This window comes from Kaistella polysaccharea, from assembly GCF_020410745.1.
Taxonomy (GTDB): domain Bacteria; phylum Bacteroidota; class Bacteroidia; order Flavobacteriales; family Weeksellaceae; genus Kaistella; species Kaistella polysaccharea.
The window spans coordinates 331,392-352,951 of the sequence record NZ_CP084528.1 but is presented as its reverse complement, the minus strand read 5'-3'; the positions used below and the strand labels follow the sequence as shown (position 1 = coordinate 352,951).

Genomic DNA, 21,560 nt, shown 5'->3' with positions numbered 1-21,560 from the left:
TCTCAAACTTTTGTTTTAAAATAGGCAGATCGAGAAGACTTTTTTTATCCGACTACTTTAAATTTATTTCTTTCAATTTTTTAATTTATATCGTTAATTCTATTCAAAATTACAATTTCTGTCAATTATTTGCCGTATTTCTTCGGTAATTTATGTTACTCAATTTAAATTGCTGCGCAAACTTTGATAAATCAGGGTTTCTCTCTTACTATTATCGAATTCGACAACGGAAGATTTTTTCACACAAAAATATTTATAATTTCAAATAAAGAAAGCAGGTTATGAGTTAGGATATGATGAGAATATAAATGCAATTGTTAATATTGAGAAGACTTTAAATAAAGATAAATTACTAAAATAAAATGTTAAAAATAGTTTACTTGAGAATTTAACGAAAACTGATATTCGTGATAATTTTAAAGAATTTTTTATTTCTGTTAAACCAAAACTTGAGGTATATAAAAAAAAACGATTTCGCGGAACTGCAATACGTCACGACATTCCTAAAACTAAATAACAAAAAAAACAAACTATAATTTCTGGCATTTCTGAACTTCTAATTCACTGCTTTTCTCACCTATTTTTGTCACTGGATTAAAAAACCTTGTCAAGGTTCCAAACCTTGACAAGGTTATCAATTCCACTAACTTGCCAACTGTTCAAATGATTATAAAATAGTCCAAAATCTAATTCCTTTTCCCCTCTCTTTCCATTACCGCTTTCTTATAAATTTCACCACGATATTTCTATGAAATTTCCCTTTAAATCGGTAATTTGCACTTACCCATTTCTAAAGATCATTCTACTCATGGATAAAGAAATAAAACACTGGTTTACCAAGTCTGTTCCCGAAACTTTAACGCTGCTTTCCGTGGAGGCTGACACAGGACTTTCTGAAGATGAAGCGCGGAAAAGAAAAGAACATTTTGGCGCAAATGTTTTGGAAGGGAAAAAGAAAAAGTCTCTTTTAAAAATTGTCTTTTCGCAATTAAATGACTGGCTCATCTACGTACTTTTTGCTGCCGTAATCATCACCGCTTTCATGGGAGAATATATCGATTCCGTGATTATTACGCTCGTGATTTTTCTTAATGCCGCCATTGGAACTTATCAGGAAGTGAAAGCCGGAAAGGCGATCGATGCGCTTCTGAAAATGTCTTCCCCGAAAGCCGTCGTAAAACGTTCGGGGAAGACAAAAGAAATCGACAGTGCCGAATTGGTACCGGGCGACCTGGTTATTTTAGACGCAGGCCGAATCATTCCGGCAGATTTACGTCTTCTTGAAACCGTAAACATGCAGATCGAAGAATCTTCTTTAACCGGAGAATCTCTGCCCGTTCATAAAAAAGCGGAAAGCGTTTTTGACAATACTAAAATGACGGTGGCTGAAATTGAAAACATGGCCTTTATGTCTACCATCGTCACTGCGGGAAGAGGTTTAGGAATTGTAGTCAATACCGGAATGACCACCGAAGTCGGAAAGATTGCAGATTTACTGGATACAGACTCCAACATTAAAACACCTTTAGAAAAGAAACTTAGCGAACTCGGAAAATCTCTCGGAAAAATCGCGGTCGGAATCTGTATTGTGATCTTCGGAGTTTCCTGGCTTCAGGGACGCGATCTGGCAGAAATGTTCCTGATTTCAGTCTCACTCGCCGTTGCATCTATTCCGGAAGGTCTGGCTGCGATTGTCGCCGTTGTCCTTTCCATAGGAGTTACCGCCATGTCCCGCAAAAATGCAATTATCCGAAAACTTCCTGCTGTAGAAACTTTAGGTTCGGTCAACATCATCTGCTCCGATAAAACCGGAACTTTAACAATGAATAAAATGACCGTGACTCAGATCTTTACCTCAGACGGTTTGATGGTATTGGAAGATGCAGAAAACACAACCATCTCGGAATCGGCAAAATTACTGTCTGAAGGAATGATTCTCTGCTCCGACGCAACGCTTGAAAACGAAGAAGCAACAGGAGATCCTACAGAAATTGCCCTGCTTGTTCTGGGTGATCAACTCGGACTCGACCGCAAAAATTTAGGTCAGAAAAATACGCGTATCGGAGAAAATCCATTCGACAGCAACCGTAAAATGATGTCGGTTCTGGTAAAATCTGATAGCGGCTGCAGCGTTTTTACGAAAGGTGCATTAGGAAGTCTGCGAACAGTGGCAACCCAGATTTTTGATAAAGGAGAGATCAGAGCCATTACTGAAGAAGACCTTCAGAATTTCAGTGAGGCAGCGAGAATAATGTCTGACAATGCTTTACGAACCCTCGTTTTAGCCTACAAACCTGCAGATGAAAATTTAGCCCCGGAGGAAATGGAAAAAGATCTGGTACTCGTCGGTTTGGTGGGAATGATCGATCCTGCGCGGGAAGAAGTGAAACCTTCCATAAGACTTGCCGCAAATGCGGGTATCAAAACCATTATCATTACTGGAGATCACAAAAATACCGCTTTCGCCATCGCAAAAGACCTGGAAGTTGCGGAAAATATCGACCAGGTTCTCACAGGACCGGAACTGGAGGAAATCAGCGAGGATGAATTCATCAAAAAAGTAAATAACTACCGGGTTTTTGCCCGCGTTTCTCCCCAACACAAAGTGCAGATCGTACAAGCTCTGCAGGCCAATGGAAACATTGTTTCGATGACCGGTGATGGAGTGAATGACGGACCTTCTCTGCATATTGCAGATATTGGAGTGGCAATGGGAATTACCGGTACCGATGTGGCCAAAAACGCCGCCGATATGATCCTCACCGATGACAATTTCTCGACGATTGTTGTTGCCATAGAACAGGGCAGAAATATTTTTCAGAATATTAAAAAATCGGTGGTCTTTTTATTGACCTGTAATCTGGGCGAAGTTTTGGCTATGTTTCTGCCACTCGTTTTTGGTTGGCCGGCTCCACTTATTGCGACCCAACTTTTGTGGATCAACCTGCTTACGGATTCTCTGCCCGCAATCGCCCTCGGAATGGATGGTGATGATCCGGACGTGATGCAGGAAAAACCCCGGTCTGCCAATGAAAATTTCTTTTCCCACGGCGCCGGAACTCAGGTGGTAATCGGCGGAATCCTTATCGGTTTGATCACTATTTTTGCTTTTTGGTACGGCTTTTACGAACTCGATTATACTCCATTTGAAAAAAACATTCCAGAGGAAGTCGTTAAAAATGCGAGAACGCTGGCTTTTTTGGTCTTGGTATGTGCACAGCTTTTCTATTCTTTCGGATTAAGAAACATCAAAAAACCTTTTTATCAAATCAAAATTTTTGGAAACTACTATTTAAACGGGGCTGTTTTGCTGGGACTTTTCCTGCAGTTAATGTTGCTTTTTGTTCCTGTTTTAAGAAGCGCTTTCAAACTTCATATGCCAGATTCCAAAGGGTGGATTATGGCATTATTGCTGGGTCTTATTCCTTTGGTAACGCTGGAGATTTATAAGATGATTTTTGTAAAAAGAAAATAATGACGTATTAGTTTTCAATTTATGAGCAGCAGTTCAGATAACATTTTTAAAATTATTGTAGAAGAAATTTCTTCAATAATAAGTTTAGGTTTTTGTGGCTTCAAAGAATTTTTGACATTTGCGATTGATCGTCCAATCCTATTTAAATTTTGTCTCATCATTTTTATTAATGACTGCGATTTGATTTAAGTCAAGTTTCCACTGCGTTTTGGAATAATTTTGGGTCACTTTTCCTCAAAATAAATTTTATGAGCACTACGAAAGAAACCTCAACGATAAAAAGTGTAAATCCTTTTAATAATGAAGTCGTAAAAGAATTTGAAGCAATGTCTTCAGAGCAAGTCGCGTCCATCATTGATAAAGCGGATGAAGCTTTTAAAACCTGGAAAAATTCTTCCATAAAAGAACGTTCGGAAATTATGCACAAAGTTTCCGCCATTATGCTGGACAAGAAAGTAGAACTGGGAAAACTGGCGACCTTGGAAATGGGAAAAGTTTTAGGTCAAGCTATTGGAGAAGTGAAAATTTGTGCAGCAATTTTTGAATATTATGCAACTAATGCAACAGAACTTCTTGCAGATAAACCTTTAAAAGTTCCAGATGGTGATGCGTTTTTAACCTATGAACCCATTGGCGTTATTTTGAGCGTTCAACCTTGGAATTTTCCTTTTTACCAAATGACCAGATCTGCTGCAGCGCACCTAACCGCGGGAAATACGATGGTTTTAAAACACGCGTCGAATGTGCCACAATGCGCGCAAATGATGGAAGATATTTTTAAAGAAGCCGGTTTACCAGATGGAGTTTATACGAATTTGTATGTTTCTGGAAAAGATATTGAGCCTATTGTTGCGAATCCAAAAATTAAAGGAGTGACGTTAACTGGAAGCAAACCTGCAGGTGCAAGTATCGCGGAAGCAGCTGCAAAAGTGGTGAAAAAATCTACGCTGGAATTGGGTGGAAGTGATCCTTTTATTGTTTTGGAAGATGCCGATGTCCAATTAGCCGTGGAAACTGCGGTTCAGGGTAGAATGGCAAATGGTGGGCAAGTTTGTACTTCGCCGAAAAGAATCATCGTGGCTGGAAAAATTTATGATGAATTTTTAGAAAAAACAAAAGAAGCTTTTGGAAAAATCGTCGTGGGTGATCCGATGGAAAAAGCAACGACTTTAGGACCTCTAAGTTCCGAAAAAGCTGCGGAAGATGTGCTTGCACAAATCAAAAATGCGGCTGAACAAGGCGCCAATATTGCGCTCGGTGGCAAAAGAATGAATCGACCTGGAGCTTTTCTAGAGCCGACTTTAATAACAGATATTACTCCAGAAATGGATCTTTATTTCGAAGAAGTTTTCGGACCAGTAATGATGTTGTACCGATATGAAACTATTGAAGATGCATTGGAAATCGCGAATGGAACTGAGTTCGGTTTGGGTGGAACAGTTTTCGGAACCGATACCAAAAAAGCCGTAGAAGTGGCACGGAAAATAGATTCCGGAATGGTTTACATCAATCATGCGACGGGAGTTGCGCCTCAACTTCCGTTTGGTGGAACAAAAAGTTCTGGATACGGAAGAGAACAGGCAAAAGAAGGTTTGCTGGAATTTGTGAATATTAAATTGATCAGAACAACATCGCCGGATAAACCTTTTTAATATTTGAAAAAATTTTGTTAGAAATAGTAAAACGCTCTGAGAAATCGGGGCGTTTTTTAACATTTTTAAATGTTAAATCATTATTAATCTGGTTATATAATCTACTTCTAGAATTTCAAACTATAATCATTAATTTTGTGAGCACGAGAACTTACTATGGAAAAACAGGATTACAAAATACACATCATCGGAGCTGGAGTTGCGGGCTTAATTGCCGCACAAACGTTGGAAAATCACGGTTACTCTCCTACTCTAATCGAAGCTTTAGCTTCTGTAGGTGGTCGTGTGAAAACTGATATTGTTGAAGGTTATCAACTTGATCATGGTTTTCAAGTCTTGCTCACGTCCTATCCTGCGGCGCAAAAATTTCTGGATTATAATGCTTTAGAATTACAAAATTTCTTGCCCGGCGCTGCCATTTTTGAAGATGGGAAAGAAAACCAAATCGGCGATCCGCTGCGGGATTTTTCTCTTTTAATTCCGACTGTATTTTCAAGTCTGATTCCATTGCGTGATAAGATAAAAATTCTTCAATTGAATTTGAAGTTAAAGGCTAAAAGTATCTCTGACATTTTTGCAGAAACCGAAAAAACTACATTTCAATATTTGAAGGATTTTGGATTTTCTGCTCAAGTGATAACCCAATTTTTTAAACCTTTTTTCAGCGGAATATTTTTAGAAACGAAACTGGAAACTTCGAGCAGAATGTTTGAGTTCGTCTATAAGATGTTCGGAACTGGAAATGCAGCTTTACCTAAAGCTGGAATTCAAGCCATACCAAATCAGTTGGCCACAAAATTAGAAACGACAGAAATTCTGTTTAATACCAAAGTCAGTTCTGTTCAAGATGGAACAATAATTTTAGAAAATGGAAAGGTTTTAGAAAGCGATTATACCATTATTGCCACCGATGCCAGTCATTTAATTCCAGCCTTTAAAAGAGAAGCGCTGACCTGGAAATCCTGTTTTACCTTTTACTTTGAAGCTAAAAAAAGAGTAATCGAAAAACCACTGATTGGACTTTTACCCAAGAAGAAAGCAATCATTAACAACATTTTTTATCATACCAGTTTAGAAACTTCCGTAAATGCTGGCAAAGAGTTACTTTCTGTAACTGTAGTTGATCATCAAAATTTAAGAGGCGAGCAACTTACGGAGCAGGTAATAAGCGAATTAAAAGACCACTTCCATATTGAAGTGCTTAGGTTGATAAAAATCTATGAAATCCCAAAAGCTTTACCCGATTTACGAAATTTAAAATACGGTCTAAGCCCAGCTGAAACGCAGTATTCCTCAAAAATTTTCCTTGCTGGTGACACCTTGCTTAATGGTTCTTTGAATGCGGCAATGCTTTCGGGGGAAAGTTCAGCGCTTGCTTTAATTGAGGCTTTGAAAAAATAAAAACTTTCTATTTTCTTTAAAATTCAATTTTTACTCAGAATTGCCATTCATATTTGTATGTATTTAGTTCCTAATTAAATTTATACAATTATGAAAACTGACACGATTAACAGAGTCGCAAGCTTGGGATTATTATTTTGGATTATTAAAATTGTTTCAACAACCGTCGGCGAAACTGCCGCGGATTATGTTTCTTCTAACTTAAATTTAGGCCTGGTAAACACCACCATTTTAATGCTCATCATCACCATTGGTGTGACGATTTGGAATTTCAAACAGAAAAAATATTTCCCACCGTCCTATTGGGCATTGATTGTCATGATGAGTATTGAAGGAACTTTAATTACCGATCTTCTGGTGGATCAGTTCGGTGTCTCCTTACTAATTTTAGATGTCGTTTTTGCGGTCGCGATGGCTTTGGTATTTTATTTTTGGTTTAAAAAAGAAGGCACTTTGTCGATTCACGATATTAATAACGACCGCCGGGAGAAATTCTACTGGATTATCGTTTTAACCACATTTGCTTTAGGAACAGGCGTTGGTGATACAGTATCAGAATTTTTAAATGTAGGATATGTTTATTCCTTACTTCTATTTGGCGCTATTTTTCTGCTTGCCGGCATTTTGTATTATTTCAAAGTAGTCTCTGGTGTTTTGGCCTTTTGGATTGCATTTATCGTGACAAGACCAATTGGTGCCTCCTTAGGTGATTTATTAATTCAAGCGCCAAAAGATGGTGGGTTCGGAATTTCCGTCGGTGTCATTAACCTGGTTTTTTTCTTGATAATTATCGGCTCAGTTTTATATCTCAGTATAAGAACAAGGAGAGAAAAGGAGAACATAAATTCAAGCAATGCCATTCAAATGTGAGATCGCCATAATTATTATAAGAAATATTCATTAAATTTGAATAGATTTAAAAAAGATCTATTTAATCTGATTAAAAAATAAATAAAATGCAGGTAGCAGTCTGGGACACGTATGTAACAAAAAAAAACGGAAGCGTGATGCACTTTGATATTATTGCGCCGTCTGCAGTAAAGGATGAAACCATTATTCAGGAATATGGAAAAGAATATTTAAAGTCAAAAGACCAGCCAAAGCAACTTTTAACTTCTAAAGAATGCAGTTTCTGCCACATCGAAACTCTTCAGCAAAAGTTTGAAGATGAAATTAACCAAAATGGCTACTATATCATTGAAATGGAAAATTGCAATTGATATTTAAATCATTGTGATATTACCTTGTATCCTTATTAATTAAAAAATACAATATCATGTGGAAAGAAACCGATGGAAAATTGCAACAGACTTTTAAGTTTAAAGATTTTTCCGAAGCATTTGCTTTTATGACCCGAGTGGCTTTTGCAGCTGAAAGTCAACAACATCATCCTGATTGGTCAAATTCTTACAATAAAGTAACCATCAGTTTGTGTACACACGATGCGGGTGATAAGATTACGGAAAAAGACCATAAACTCGCGAAAGCAGTTGATAAAATTGTTTCGTAATCTGAATTTAATTAAAGACGGGAATTTGAATTGGCATAGAAAACCTCATCGAAAGATTTGAAAATATTTCTGCGCCATTTTTCGGTCACTTTACTGGTAAAAACATTGGTAAATAGATGAGTAAAGTCTCAAAGCCAGATCAATTACAGCTTACTTAAAAATGGAGTTTTTTAAAATTAAACTTTAATAATCCGCGGAATATCCGGAGACAGTCTGGTCAGTAATTCATAATTTAAAAGATTGCTGTAATCACTGAACGAGGAAACTGAAAGTTGCTTATCTGCCTGATCACCGATCAACACGACCTCATCTTTTCGTTTTACATTTTCCAACAGGGTAACATCGATGACCATCATATTCATGTTAATACTGCCGATGACGACGCAACGCTCTCCATTAATTAAAACCCTTCCAACATTACTCAGACTTCGGCCATAGCCGTGTGCATAGCCAACGGGAACGCAGGCAATTTTCATATTCTCATCAGCCATAAAACTGGTTCCATAACCTACGAATTCGCCGCGTTTTACCTTTTTTACGCTCATCACCTCACTTTTCCAGCTGATTACGCGTTTTAGCGGATTTTCATTTTTCCTTTTCGCATTGTAGAAATTAACTAAAACTTCGGGACTCGGCCAAAAACCATATTGCATAATACCAATTCTCACCATATCCATCTGCGTTTCCGGATACATCATAGCCGCGGCAGAACAGGCTGCATGTCTCAGTTTTGGTGTTAGACCTTTATCACAAAACTGTTTATAAATTTCATCATAACGGTCGATTTGTTTTTTAATACGGAAATAATTGGCAATACTTTCAGCTCCCGCGAAATGAGTACAAAGTCCTTTAAAGTAAATAAATTCGGAATTCTTTTTTAGAAAATCCTGAACCCATTTCAGTTCGGTGGAGTTAAAACCTGTCCGATTCATACCCGTTTCAACTTCTATATGAACAATTGCTTTCTTTCTTATTTTTTTTGCCAAAGCTAAAGCAGCGGTAAGACGGCTTTTTTCAAAAACAAAAAACTCAATATCATTTTGTATAATCCAGTCGAGGTCTTCGTCATTACTCAACCAACCCATGATCATGACGGTTGCTTTATCCTCAACCACTGCTTTTACACGTCTCGCTTCATTACTATCGAAAACTGAAAAATGACTTACTCGTTCCTCTAAAGCTATTTTCACAAATTGCTTAATGGAATGTCCGTAAGCATTTCCTTTGACCACAGAGGAAATTAGAACTCCTTTGTGAAAATGTTTTCGTAAAAAATCGATATTGGTTTTGTAGGATTTGGGATCAAGTTCCAGATAAGAATTATTGTGCATCTATTAATTCGCTAATTTTGTAAAATATTTCGGCGCCCGTTTCTGTAATTTCATCAGGCCAGTCGTAATCCGGATTATGCAGATTTGGGGTGTTTTTCCCACTTCCTAAACCAAACATCGCGCCTTTAAAATGTTCAGTAAAAATACCAAAATCTTCGCCCCACTGAAAGGGAACCTCTCTTTCGATTAAATTGAAATTACATGCTGTTGCCGCCTGGCGCACAAAATCAGCAACTTCTGGATCGTTTTCGTTGGCACTAAATCGCTGAGTCCACGAAATTTCCGGCTTTAAATCATATTTCTCGGCAGCTTTAACTGCAATATTTTCTAATTCAAGCTCCAGCTCTTTCATCGCTGTGTTTGCTGCACGCCTAAAGGTATAATGAACTTCGCCATAACCCGCAGATATTCCATAATCTTGCGTTCCCATAGTAATATAAATTGGAGTTAATATTGAAAACTTTTCTTTTTTAGGATCTGGCTGAATTTGCTTAGTAAATTCATTAATGATTTCTGAAATTGCCAAAGCCGGGTTTTCACCATTTGCGGGTTCACCAGCATGGGCAGTTCTGCCATGAAGTTTCACAATAATAGAATTCACAGCACACGTAAAAGTATGATCTTTTACGACAATATCATGGTATTCATAACCTGGTAGGTTGTGCAGTGCAAAAACTTTGTCTGGGTTTAGTTTTCTAAATCTTTCATCATTATAAATGGCAATTGCTCCATCCCCATTTTCTTCTGCCGGCTGAAATAGCAACAATACTTTGGTGTGCTGCATTTTTTTTCCTGCTAATCTTTTTGCAAGCGAACACATGATGCTCATATGACCATCATGGCCGCATTTGTGGGAAACATCCTTGGTAATGGATTGGTGTTCGAAATCATTGATTTCCTGAATCGGCAGAGCATCAAGTTCACAGCGGAACATAATCGTCTGCTTCACTTCTTTTTCGGGATCATATACCGCAATTATTCCGGTGCCGTTCCCTAGATTTTCTAATAGTTCGTCAGGTGAATAATCTTTTAGAAATTGAACAATTGTCTTTGCTGTTTCAAATTCAAGTCCTGAAAGTTCGGGGTTTTGGTGAAGGTTTTTGCGAAGCGCGAGAATATCGGTCATATAGCGATGTTATATATTAATAATTTGAAAATCCTAAAGCTCTTAAAATACGGAATTTTTAAGGAATGATTTTTAGGGGCGAAATCAGTCTTACAAATTGTAACCTTTTGCGCACTTATCTACTCTATATCTAAACAGTGTTCCTAATCTATAGCTTAGGAAACATTCTTAAAGAATCTTCGCGGAAATTTATGTCGTATATTTATAATTCAAAATTACTTGTCATGCCCGAAATAACCAAAATTAAATCAATTGAAAAAGTGACCCACGATGTTTTGGGAATTACTCTTGATAAACCTGCAGGCCTGAGCTACATTCCTGGTCAGGCAGTCGATATCGCACTCGATAAACCGGGGTGGAATGAAAAGAAAAACTGCTTTACATTTACCTCTCTGCCTGATGAAGAGAATATTGAATTTGTAATTAAAACCTATCCCAGCCATCACGGCATGACCAATGAACTACGCTCTGCAAAACCCGGCGATGAAGTATTATATTATGAGCCATTCGGAGATATCTATTTTAAAGGTCAAGGGATTTTCATCGCTGGTGGTGCCGGTATAACTCCCTTTATTGCGATCTTTAAAGATTTAGAAAAACAAGGAAAGATTAGCGGTAATAAATTAATCTTCGCAAATAAAAAAAAGGAAGACATTATTTTGGAAGATAAATTTGATGCTCTTCTTGGCGAAAATTTTATTAATATTTTATCGGATGAACAAATTGAAGGATATGAACACGGTTATATCACTGCTGATTTAATTAAAAAGCACAGTGCAGATGATTTAAAATATTACTATCTCTGCGGTCCAGATGCAATGATGAATGCCGTGGAAAGTCAATTAGAATCTTTAGGTGTTGAAAAGGAATTTGTCGTTCGAGAGGGATTTTAATTTATTTATATCAACTTTAAATGAAATAGGTAAGCTCAAGTTATCTTCTTTGAACTTGGGTATTTATTAGTAAAAATAATATGAAAAACTACGCATTAGTCACTGGCAGCGCCGACCGAATTGGCAAAGCCGTCGCCCTGCATCTTGCAGAACAAGGTTATAGTTTGCTTCTTCACTATAATTCTTCAGCGGAAAAAGCGCAGAAGGTTAAAGATGAAATTGACAGCCTGGGAAATGGAGTTAACGCAAAACTTCTTCAGTTTAATTTTCTGGAGGAAAATGATTTTGATGAAATGTTTGAAGACTTAAAACGGGAAAACGTTACGCTGGATATTTTAGTGAACTGCGCCTCAGATTTTGTTCCTTCAAATTTTGAGATGATAGGGAGTAAACTTTTAGATAAAGAGTTAGACATCAATTTCAAGAATGCATATTTACTGACAAAAGCTTTTGCAAGAGTGTATGGAAAAGGAAATATTATTAACTTTATTGACACGAAAGTCACGAAAAATAAAACCGTTCATCTTGATTATATTCTGAGTAAGAAGTTGCTACAAGAATTCACAAAAATCTCTGCCGTAGAATTAGCACCAAATTTTAGGGTAAATGGTATTGCGCCTGGACTCATTTTACCGCCAGAAGGTGAAGACGAAAGTTATTTATTGAATCTCGCACAAAAAATTCCATTAAAAACAATTGGTAATTTGGAAGAAATTACAAAAGCAGTTCAGTATATCTTAGATAGTCATTTTTTTACGGGACAAACCCTGTTTATCGATGGTGGGGAACATCTTGTTTAAAGAAAACTTATCAGAAAATAAAAATAAAACACGAATTACACTTAAGAAAGTAAGCTAAATAAAATTAAGAAAAATATGGGTACAACCTTTAATCCGAAATTATCAATCGTGAAGATAGAGAATCTTCGTCTCCGTGCATTTATAGGTTTTATGGACTGGGAAACTGAAAAACTGCAGGATCTAATCATTTCTTTTTCCTTTAAATATGATACCGCACTTGCGTCAGAAACAGATGATATTCAAAATGCTGTAGATTATAAAAAGATCACGAAAGAGATTATCGATTTCGTGGATAATAAAAGTTTTTTTCTCATCGAAGCCTTAGCGGAGAAGATATATGTACACATACAAAACTCAAATGCTGGACTGGAGGAGATCAATGTAAAGGTTGAAAAACCAAATGCTTTACGTTTTACAGATTCTGTGATGGTTCAAATTGATGGAAGAGACAGATATAATACCGCAATAATCGCCCTCGGCTCAAATATTAATCGCGAGGAAAATTTTGCTCAGGCTTTGAAATATTTGCAGGAAGTTGGATTCCTGATGCAACGTACCGAATTTAAAAAAACAAAACCGCTGAAATTTGAATCCCAGCCAGAGTTTCTTAACGGCGCAGTGCTGCTACATACTAAAAAAAGTTTGTCGGAGCTGAAAATGCATCTCAAGCAAATCGAAGCAATTTTAGGAAGAGTTCGTACTGAAAACAAAAATGCCCCACGACAAATTGATTTAGATGTCACCACTTTTAATGGATTTATCATCGACGAAGATATACAAACCTTCCCTTTTCTTCAGGATTTTGTGCAGCAGCTTCAACCTGAAATTCCACTCGAAAATAGCGATTTAGTGTAATTATAGGACCGATTTTACACCTTCAAAAATTAAAGATGAAAAAATTACTATTTGCGCTGACCCTATTTTTAATCTTGCCAAATCTGCTTCATGCGCAGAAGGACACACTATATGTTTACGGTCCCGGTGGGCCTTTCGCACCAATTGACGAATGCGCACAATTATTCGGAGAGAAAAATGACATCGTTGTTAAAGTTATGGCTGGTCCCGAAGACCGATGGATCGAAAAAGCGAAACAAAATGCAGATCTTATTTATGGTGGTGCCGAATATATGCTGACCGCTTTTTCCATGAAACACAAAGATTTCCTCGATAATACAACCCGAACTGAACTTTACAAAAGAGGCGCATCAATATTAGTAAGGCCTGGAAATCCGAAGCAAATCAATTCCTTGCGAGATCTTATTAAAAAAGATATTGCAATTTTAGATGTTAATGGCGCCGGTCAATTGGGATTATGGGAAGATATCGCCGGAAAACAGGATGCAATTGGCGGTATCCAGAAAAATATAAAAGAATCTTTTGGGAATACTGCGCTCGGAATAGAAGCCTGGAAAACAGACAAAAGTTTCGACGCCTGGATTAACTACCAGTCTTGGCATTACCGCCTAAAAGACATTACACAAGTTGTAATATTGCCCGCTGCTATAAATGTATATCGCGGAACTCCAATTGCGTTGACTGCGATATCTAAGCATAAAAAGATGTCTGAAAAGTTTATAACTTTTATGAAATCTAAAGAAGGACATGACATCTTTAAAAAATGGGGTTGGGAATGAAAATCAAGTTGTAATATATTTAATTTTCATTAAAAAGATTTCTCTATCACAGGATCAAAGTCGTCGATATTTACTAAGGTTTTCTAATTTCATAAAAAAAGTAAACCATGAGGGAAATACTTATCAAAAGAATTTATGAAGAAGCTTCAGAAAACGACGGTTATAGAATGCTTGTAGATCGTATTTGGCCGCGTGGCGTTTCAAAAGAAGAAGCAAAACTTGATGAATGGAATAAGAATATCGCACCATCAACCGACCTTCGAAAATGGTTTAACCATCAGGAAGAAAATTTTCCTAAGTTCTCTGAACGATACGAGGCTGAATTAGATTTGCAGAGTGAAGAAATGAAAAGGATTAAAAATATTGCCAAAGATAAACCGCTGACCCTTTTATACTCCGCAAAAGGTGAAGCCTTTAATCAAGCCGTAGTATTAAAAACGTATTTAAATAAAATTTCATCCTAAAATTTACCAGCGACATCTTATTTTTTATACTTAATAACTTGGAAAAGACTTATTAGGTTAGCAACATTACGACACTACACCGAAAATTAGTCTTTGTATCATGGTACAGTTTCTTCTTGCTCTAAAGGAAATTTAAAAGGATAATTTTTGCCAATTTGAGTTCCATTCGCAACGCTTTTTTTTATTTTAGTATTTTTGCAATCTTCAAAAATTGAGGGATGATTTTTCTATATTGGAATAATCATCATCTAAATTTTACATCACAATTCTGTCTTGCAAGAAGTTTAAAAACTTTGACAAAGCAAGATCAGTACCTATCTTTTGCTTAAAAATACATGAAAATAGCACTTAACCTTTTCGACTTCACCCAAAAAGTAGATTATAGAACTGAAATATTGGCAGGTCTAACGGTCGCGATGACGATGATTCCCGAATCCTTGTCCTTCGCAATTTTAGCCGGATTCCCTCCACTCGTCGGTCTTTACGCTGCATTTATTGCCGGATTAATTACTGCAATTTTCGGTGGAAGACCAGGAATGGTTTCCGGAGGTGCCGGTGCGACAGTAATTGTTCTAATCGCGCTGATGCGTTCCAACGGTCTGGAATATGTTTTTGCCGCAGTTGCGCTTGCAGGCGTTATCCAAATTTTAATTGGTGTCTTTAAATTCAGCAAGTTTATTCGCCTCGTTCCGCAACCTGTTATGTATGGGTTCGTCAACGGACTTGCGGTAATTATCTTTATGTCGCAGCTTGATCAATTTAAGGTAATGGCCAACGGAACATTTTCCTGGCTTCAGGGCGAGGCACTTTTTGTGATGATTGGTCTGGTCGCATTAACCGTGGCTATTGTCATTTTATTCCCAAAGATTACAAAAAAAATTCCTTCTTCACTCGTCGCAATTATCGTAGTGTTTGCGCTGGTGGTAATTTTTGGAATCAATACCAAAACTGTACAGGATATTGCTTCTATTGAAGGTGGTTTCCCGCCTTTTCATATTCCCAATATTCCATTTACCTGGGAAGCATTTCAGACAATACTTCCCTACTCTTTAATCTTTGCTGCAGTTGGTTTAACAGAAGGCCTGCTAACCTTAAATTTGGTTGATGAAATGACCGGAACAAGAGGCAATGGAAACCGCGAATGTATTGCACAAGGAAGTTCTAATATTGCCAATGGATTCTTTTTTGGAATGGGTGGTTGTCCTATGATTGCACAAACCCTTGTTAATTTATCCGCCGGTTCCAGAGCAAGACTTTCGGGAATTGTCGCGGCCATTACCATTTTACTCATTATTCTTTTTGGTGCACCTGTAATCGGTCGATTACCGATGGCCGCACTAGTTGGAGTGATGATTATGGTAGCCCTCGGAACGTTTGAATGGGCAAGTTTTAAAATACTGAATAAAATGCCGAAGCATGATATTTTCGTGGGAATTCTCGTTGCAGTAATTACGGTAATGCTTCATAATTTGGCGTTAGCGGTACTGATCGGCGTAATTATTTCGGCGTTGGTTTTTGCCTGGGAAAGTGCGAAAAGAATTCGGGCCCGAACTTACATTGATGAAAATGGTGCCAAACATTATGACATTTACGGACCGCTATTTTTCGGCTCGGTGATGACTTTTTCTGAAAAATTCAAAATTACAGAAGATCCTGATCAGGTCATTATTAATTTCAAGGATTCGCGTGTGGCAGATATGTCAGCGATCGACGCGCTCAACAACTTAACTAAAAAATACAGCGCAGCGGGAAAACATGTTCATCTTAAAAATTTAAGCACAGATTGTATTCGACTTCTTAATAATGCTGAAGCAGTAATTGATGTGAACATTATGAAAGACCCAGAATATTTGGTTGCAGTTGAAAAGTAATTTTTACTTGGGTGGCGGATTTTGAAATAATTCTACGGTAATAAGGTTAATTACAGAGCGCAAATATTCGAATTAATCTTTTAGTTCAGAAAGTAGGTCGAAAAGAAGTTGACCAAACGATTCATATCCTGACGCATTGAAAAAGCCAGCAGATACTTTACTTGAGACAGAATGGGTTCAAATCCGTTCGAAAGTTTCAGAAATTCCCGCTCTGGTATGATGCCGTAACACTTCCCTTGATGCATAATATTTAGCGCATGATCTCCCAAAGACACGGTCATACTTCCCACTTTTTTATAGAAAGTATAATCACTTATTCTTACAAAACCGTCTTCCAACATCTCAGAAATCAATCGGTTAAAGAGTTTTTGTCCCTCCGGAGATAAATTCATTGCTAAAATTTTGACCTTGTAAAATTAATAAAAACAAATATAAATAGATCCTAAAACAAAAGGGAAATTCTTTTGAATTCTTTAATTTAATTAATTTGATTTAAATTAAAAATTCTGAAATGGTAGATTTCTAAAAAAAGTCCAGCATAAACTACATCATTTTTTAAAAATTTTTAATCAAAAAACCCAATAAAAAACAAATCGTTTTATAAAGTGTTTACCTTTGATTATAAGAACCGACGATTTCTTTTTTTATTGTTAAATAATTATAAGGATAATGGATGAAAAGTTTAATTTTTTAAAAAAAATATTTCTAAAAATTAAATGGCAGGAACTTCTTGCGGTTTTAATTCTTTTTCTTGCTTTCGTTTTTTTCAGAAGCGAAAGAGAAGAAATGTCTTCTATTATTCCCCAGATCAAACTGGCTAAAACATTTTGGATTGTTGCTGGCCTTTTGCTCACTATCTTTTACGTTTTTTTACAAGCGCTTATGTACGTCACCAGTTTCCGGGCTGTAGGAGTGAAAATAAAAATTACGGAAGCCTTAGAATTATTTCTAAAAAGAAACTTTCTCAGTGTTTTTCTGCCGGCGGGTGGAATCAGTTCTTTGGCTTTTACGCCGCGACAATTACAGCGTAAAAATTACATCCAGAAAAGCATTCATAAAGCCAGTGCGATTTACGGCTTTGTTGGTATTCTTACTGTTTTCCTTGTCGGAATTCCAGTTGTTGCGTACGCAGCTTTTGTCAATAAAAATTTCGGGAACTCTGGAATATGGCTTCTGGGAATTGGTATTTTCATCGGTTTAGTTTTTTGGATGGTGAATTCCCTTCGAAGTAAAGGAATGGTTTATCAACTCATCGAAAAGAAATTTCCAAAACAAATAAACAGTGTTGATGAGTTTTTTGGCGGGGAAATAAACAAGATTTCATTTTACGAAACCGTATTAATTTCAGTTCTAATTGAATTTTGCGGTATTTTTCATTTGTTGATTGCGATGTTCGCTTTTGGAACGCCCGGATCTTTTTCCGCCGCTGCAATTGGATATACAATTTCTGTTTTGCTCATGTTGGTATCGCCTTTTTTACGGGGTTTAGGCGCCGTGGAATTTACTTTAATTTATATTTTAGCAAACTTTGGATTTTCTCACAGTCAGGGATTAGGAATTACGTTGCTTTACAGAGTTTTTGAATTTTGGCTTCCCCTTTTACTGGGACTTCTGGCTTTCATATGGAATGGGAGAAAAATTATTGCCCGAATTTTACCCGCACTTTCCATATTTATTTTAGGGTTAATTAATATTATTTCAGTTATAACGCCTCCGCTTTTAAACCGGTTAAAAATAGGTAAAATGTACCTTTCTGATGAAGCGATGCATTTCTCTAAAATCCTGACTTTAATTGCCGGAATTCTTTTAGTAGTGAGTGCTGCCTATCTTTTGCGAGGTTTAAAACGTGGGTGGTATTTTGCTTTAATTCTGGCGGTCATTTCTTTTTTTGGAAATCTTTTCAAAGCGCTTGACTACGAGGAAGCCCTTTTTGCCTTATTAATTATTTCCCTCCTGCTGATCAGTCGCAAGGAATATATTTTAAAAACGAACAGAAAATATTTACGGGTTGGATTTTCTTGGTTAATAGGCCTTTTACTCCTGATCATTATTTTCAATTTCCTCAGTTTTTATTTTATCGATAAGCGGCATTTTGGGATGGACTTCACCTGGCGAGAATCTCTCTTTTATACGCTTCACAGTTTTCTACTCTTTCAAGATAGCGGTCTAACGCCAAAAACGGGATTTGCTAAAGATTTCCAATTTATCAACTACTTCATTGGAATCGCTTCTTGGCTCTTGTTTATTTTTTCCGTTTTTAATGTTAAGAGATTGGTCAATGCCGAAGAAACCTTCAACGATTTTGAGGAAGCTAAAAATTTAGTAGAACTTTATGGCAGTTCATCTCTCGATTTCTTCAAAATATCGGCTGAAAAGCAATTCTATTTTTCTGAAAAAACCGAAGGTTTTATTTCTTACAGTATCGCAAACCATTTTGCATTTGTGCTGGAAGACCCGGTTTGCGACTTAAACACCAAAGAACAGATGATTACAGAATTTGAAAATTTCTGTAAAAAAAACGGACTTAAATCTGTTTATTATCGAATTGATGAACAAAGTTTATTTCTTTTTAAACCATTTAAAAAACAAAAACTTTTTATTGGTCAGGAAGCGATCCTGAATATTGAAAATTTCAAGTTAGAAGGAAAAGCACGAAAATCTCTCCGGAATGGTTTAAGTTCATTATCAAAAAAAGGATTCTCTACGGAAATTTTATATGCGCCACAAAATGAAGAAATTCTAAGCGAAATTCAATGTATTTCCGAGGAATGGCTAATGGAATTCGAAAAACAGGAAATGGTTTTTTCCCAAGGAATGTTCGACCGTTCTGAAATTAAAAATCAAAATTTAATCACTGTAAAAAATAACGAGGGAAAAATTGAAGCCTTTTTAAATATAATCCCAGATTACGCGCCCGGTGAATGCACGTACGATTTAATTCGGAAAACGGTAAATGCGCCAAATGGAAGTATGGATGCCATGATTGTAAAACTGGTAGAATATGCAAAACTTAAAAATTTAAATGCCATCAATCTAGGGTTAACTCCACTGGGCGGAACAAAAGAACCAGATAATACAGCAGAGGACATTTTGAAATTTGTTTATAACCGCGTGGGAAGCTTTAAACATTATCAAACTTTACGAGAATTCAAAGAAAAATATGCCGATCAATGGGAAAATAAATATTTGATTTATGGAAGTGATTTCGATTTGCTGCAAATTCCCGCAGCTTTAAATAAAATAACGAAACCGACATGAAAAAGCTCCTCAGATTCCTAACGATCATCGCTGTTCTGACCCTTCTTTCTTGTCAAAAAAGCGAATATTTCCCCGTCGCAGAGTGGAACAGAAATAGTGATAAACCTATCATATTTTATATCAGTGGTGATGCAGGTTTTAATACTTTTTCCAAAACTTTTGCGATGGAACTTCATCGATATAATTATGACGTTTTTGCCTTAAATACCAAAAAATATTTCTGGAATAAAAAAACACCTGTACAAGCCGCAAATGACACTGAGAATTATCTTAAAAAAATTATCAAAAACCGTAAAAACAAAAAAATTATCCTCATCGGCTATTCTTACGGAGCAGATGTGGCACCTTTTATTTACAATCGATTTGATCTAGAATTTCAGGGAAATATTAAAGATTTAATCATCATTGGACCCTCAAAAGTAAACGATTTTGAAATTCATCTGCAGGAATATATTACCGGTCCGCTGCAGTACGGCTACAGTGTTACCAGTGAAATAAATCGTCTTAAAAATGTGACGTTCACATTGGTAGTCAGTGATTTTGAAAATAAATATTTTCCGCGCCAGGACATTACTTTGAAAAACTATAAGTTTTTACATCTGGCGGGAAACCATCATTTTTCTGGAAATACAAAGATGCTTGCAGACGCCGTTGTCAAATATTTTTGAAATTAATTAAGATGTCTAACAAAACTTCACAACATATTCTTCCGACGGCAGCAAATTTACTGAGATTTTGTCTGATCGTAATTACATCGCTGCACATCAGTTCAGCCACGAATAATTCCCTTTTAGATGAGTTTGCAAGTATTGTAGCGCTGTTGCTGTGCGTCTCCGTAATCTCCTCCTTTGCATCAATAAAAACTAGAACAAAAATTTGGATAAAGCGGTGGGAAATTATTGCAGAACTTCTTTTTGGTCTATCCATTCTCGGAATCGGCTTGATTGTTTTGGTGATCTTAAAAAGATTCTGGCTTCAATAAAAACATAAATATTTTATAAACATTCAAAATAGAAATCATGAGAAATAAAAAATATGTCCTCGATCTTTTGAAAAGTGAAAATGACCAGCTTCAGAAAATACACGGAATTATTGAAAAAGCCATAACAGAAGAAACACTTATCACCACTACAATTCAAGAAACTGACGAAGCGCGGAGTTATGGGGAAAAACTGTCCGACAAAGTGGCAGAACTTGGTGGCAGTTGGAAGTTCATTATCATCTTCGGCGTATTGCTCATGATCTGGATTTTTTACAATACTGAAATCATGCGCAATAAAAGTTTTGATCCTTATCCGTATATTTTACTCAATTTGATCTTGTCCTGTATCGCGGCCATTCAGGCACCGATCATTATGATGAGCCAAAACAGAAAAGAAGTGAAAGACCGAAAAAGATCCATCAACGATTATATGATCAATTTAAAATCTGAAATCGAAATTAGAAATCTGCATGAAAAAGTAGATTTATCAATCATTGATCAATACAAACACCTTTGCGATATTCAACAGAAACAACTTGAACTTTTAGAAGAGGTGAATAAAAAACTGCGCTTAATGACAAAACTATAATTTATTAAATCTTTAAAAAAGAAGCATTAACATTGTAAAAATTCCCCGATTGATAAAACATATTTGTCTTTACATAAATATTTATGCATTTAACATAAAAAATTATTATTGATTGCTGTATCTATTATCCGTAATTTTATAGAACAAAACACACAATCATGGGAAAATTTATTATTTCGACGAGAAAAAACGGCGATCTTCAATTTAATTTGAAAGCCGGGAACGGACATGTTATTCTCTCCAGCGAGGGATACAAATCAAAAACTGCCTGCAACAACGGAATTGAATCGGTAAGGAAAAATGCCGCTGATGATTCCCGTTACGAGAAACACACATCTTCTAACGGAAAATGCTATTTCAACCTCAAAGCTACTAACGGACAGGTAATTGGGACGAGTGAATTGTACGAATCCCTGAGCGGTATGGAAAATGGAATTGAATCGGTAAAAATGAATTCTGCCAACGCGATAATTATGGAAGAACAATTGGAGTGAAATTAAAAAAAATACTTTAAAAACATTTTTTTATTTTTGTAGAGGTCAAAAAGATACTATTTTTAAAAACTTAAAATGCT

20 protein-coding genes are annotated in these 21,560 nt (G+C 36.4%); 17 read left to right on the top strand and 3 right to left on the bottom strand.

The genetic code is table 11. The annotated features are described in order from the left end of the window. Nucleotides 1–808 precede the first annotated feature (808 nt). The 6 genes from LC814_RS01545 to LC814_RS01520 all read left to right on the top strand — a co-directional run bounded on the left by LC814_RS01545 (nt 809) and on the right by LC814_RS01520 (nt 8,038). Nucleotides 809–3,475 carry a cation-translocating P-type ATPase gene (locus tag LC814_RS01545; protein WP_226064592.1) on the top strand — a complete coding sequence of 889 codons (2,667 nt, stop codon included), beginning with the start codon at nt 809–811 and terminating at the stop codon, nt 3,473–3,475. A 248-nt stretch (nt 3,476–3,723) separates the two neighbouring features. Continuing rightward, nucleotides 3,724–5,127, top strand: coding sequence for an NAD-dependent succinate-semialdehyde dehydrogenase (locus LC814_RS01540; RefSeq protein ID WP_226064591.1), 1,404 nt, complete (start codon nt 3,724–3,726; stop codon nt 5,125–5,127). A gap of 156 nt (nt 5,128–5,283) precedes the next feature. Continuing rightward, nucleotides 5,284–6,528 carry an NAD(P)/FAD-dependent oxidoreductase gene (locus tag LC814_RS01535; protein WP_226064590.1) on the top strand — a complete coding sequence of 415 codons (1,245 nt, stop codon included), beginning with the start codon at nt 5,284–5,286 and terminating at the stop codon, nt 6,526–6,528. A gap of 90 nt (nt 6,529–6,618) precedes the next feature. After that, the gene (locus tag LC814_RS01530; RefSeq protein ID WP_226064589.1) at nt 6,619–7,398 is read left to right on the top strand and encodes a COG4705 family protein; all 780 of its coding nucleotides are present in this window, start codon (nt 6,619–6,621) and stop codon (nt 7,396–7,398) included. 86 nt (nt 7,399–7,484) lie between these two features. Next, nucleotides 7,485–7,748 carry a DUF2024 family protein gene (locus LC814_RS01525; protein ID WP_226064588.1) on the top strand — a complete coding sequence of 88 codons (264 nt, stop codon included), beginning with the start codon at nt 7,485–7,487 and terminating at the stop codon, nt 7,746–7,748. A 56-nt stretch (nt 7,749–7,804) separates the two neighbouring features. Continuing rightward, entirely contained in the window at nt 7,805–8,038 is a 234-nt protein-coding gene (locus LC814_RS01520) for a 4a-hydroxytetrahydrobiopterin dehydratase (RefSeq protein WP_226064587.1), read from the top strand. A gap of 176 nt (nt 8,039–8,214) precedes the next feature. Here LC814_RS01520 and alr read toward each other — a convergent pair whose 3' ends face one another. Both alr and LC814_RS01510 read right to left on the bottom strand, forming a co-directional pair. Further along, nucleotides 8,215–9,369 carry an alanine racemase gene (alr, locus tag LC814_RS01515; protein WP_226064586.1) on the bottom strand — a complete coding sequence of 385 codons (1,155 nt, stop codon included), beginning with the start codon at nt 9,367–9,369 and terminating at the stop codon, nt 8,215–8,217. Beyond that, entirely contained in the window at nt 9,359–10,495 is a 1,137-nt protein-coding gene (locus LC814_RS01510; RefSeq protein ID WP_226064585.1) for an amidohydrolase, read from the bottom strand. Before LC814_RS01510 ends, alr begins: the two co-directional genes overlap by 11 nt. 224 nt (nt 10,496–10,719) lie before the next feature. Between LC814_RS01510 and LC814_RS01505 the strand changes: the two genes are divergently transcribed. The 6 genes from LC814_RS01505 (at nt 10,720) to LC814_RS01480 (ending at nt 16,157) form a co-directional block, all read left to right on the top strand. Then, the gene (locus tag LC814_RS01505) at nt 10,720–11,388 is read left to right on the top strand and encodes an FAD-binding oxidoreductase (protein WP_226064584.1); all 669 of its coding nucleotides are present in this window, start codon (nt 10,720–10,722) and stop codon (nt 11,386–11,388) included. Nucleotides 11,389–11,468: 80 nt separating this feature from the next. Then, nucleotides 11,469–12,188, top strand: a complete 720-nt coding sequence (locus LC814_RS01500; RefSeq protein ID WP_226064583.1) for an SDR family oxidoreductase — start codon at nt 11,469–11,471, stop codon at nt 12,186–12,188. A 75-nt stretch (nt 12,189–12,263) separates the two neighbouring features. Then, a complete protein-coding gene (folK, locus tag LC814_RS01495; RefSeq protein WP_226064582.1) occupies nt 12,264–13,043 on the top strand; it encodes a 2-amino-4-hydroxy-6-hydroxymethyldihydropteridine diphosphokinase in 780 nt (259 codons plus the stop codon). 35 nt (nt 13,044–13,078) lie between these two features. Then, on the top strand, nt 13,079–13,822 hold the full coding sequence (locus LC814_RS01490) for a substrate-binding domain-containing protein (RefSeq protein WP_226064581.1): 744 nt from the start codon (nt 13,079–13,081) through the stop codon (nt 13,820–13,822). Nucleotides 13,823–13,929: 107 nt separating this feature from the next. Further along, a complete protein-coding gene (locus tag LC814_RS01485) occupies nt 13,930–14,286 on the top strand; it encodes a DUF488 domain-containing protein (protein ID WP_226064580.1) in 357 nt (118 codons plus the stop codon). A gap of 335 nt (nt 14,287–14,621) precedes the next feature. Beyond that, nucleotides 14,622–16,157, top strand: coding sequence for a SulP family inorganic anion transporter (locus tag LC814_RS01480; RefSeq protein ID WP_226064579.1), 1,536 nt, complete (start codon nt 14,622–14,624; stop codon nt 16,155–16,157). 80 nt (nt 16,158–16,237) lie between these two features. Here LC814_RS01480 and LC814_RS01475 read toward each other — a convergent pair whose 3' ends face one another. Next, nucleotides 16,238–16,549: a hypothetical protein gene (locus tag LC814_RS01475; RefSeq protein WP_226064578.1), complete on the bottom strand. Its 312-nt coding sequence runs from the start codon at nt 16,547–16,549 to the stop codon at nt 16,238–16,240. A gap of 277 nt (nt 16,550–16,826) precedes the next feature. Here LC814_RS01475 and LC814_RS01470 point away from each other — a divergent pair, with 277 nt between their 5' ends. From LC814_RS01470 to LC814_RS01450, 5 genes are all read left to right on the top strand, one after another. Beyond that, nucleotides 16,827–19,415, top strand: coding sequence for a phosphatidylglycerol lysyltransferase domain-containing protein (locus LC814_RS01470; RefSeq protein ID WP_226064577.1), 2,589 nt, complete (start codon nt 16,827–16,829; stop codon nt 19,413–19,415). After that, nucleotides 19,412–20,083 (top strand): AcvB/VirJ family lysyl-phosphatidylglycerol hydrolase, encoded by a 672-nt coding sequence (locus LC814_RS01465; RefSeq protein WP_226064576.1) that lies wholly within the window; start codon nt 19,412–19,414, stop codon nt 20,081–20,083. Before LC814_RS01470 ends, LC814_RS01465 begins: the two co-directional genes overlap by 4 nt. Before the next feature lie 11 nt (nt 20,084–20,094). Then, nucleotides 20,095–20,397 carry a hypothetical protein gene (locus LC814_RS01460; RefSeq protein ID WP_226064575.1) on the top strand — a complete coding sequence of 101 codons (303 nt, stop codon included), beginning with the start codon at nt 20,095–20,097 and terminating at the stop codon, nt 20,395–20,397. Nucleotides 20,398–20,434: 37 nt separating this feature from the next. After that, nucleotides 20,435–20,986 (top strand): DUF1003 domain-containing protein, encoded by a 552-nt coding sequence (locus tag LC814_RS01455; protein ID WP_226064574.1) that lies wholly within the window; start codon nt 20,435–20,437, stop codon nt 20,984–20,986. A gap of 158 nt (nt 20,987–21,144) precedes the next feature. Continuing rightward, complete coding sequence (locus LC814_RS01450; RefSeq protein ID WP_226064573.1) at nt 21,145–21,480, top strand: YegP family protein; 336 nt, start codon at nt 21,145–21,147, stop codon at nt 21,478–21,480. Nucleotides 21,481–21,560: the final 80 nt, after the last annotated feature.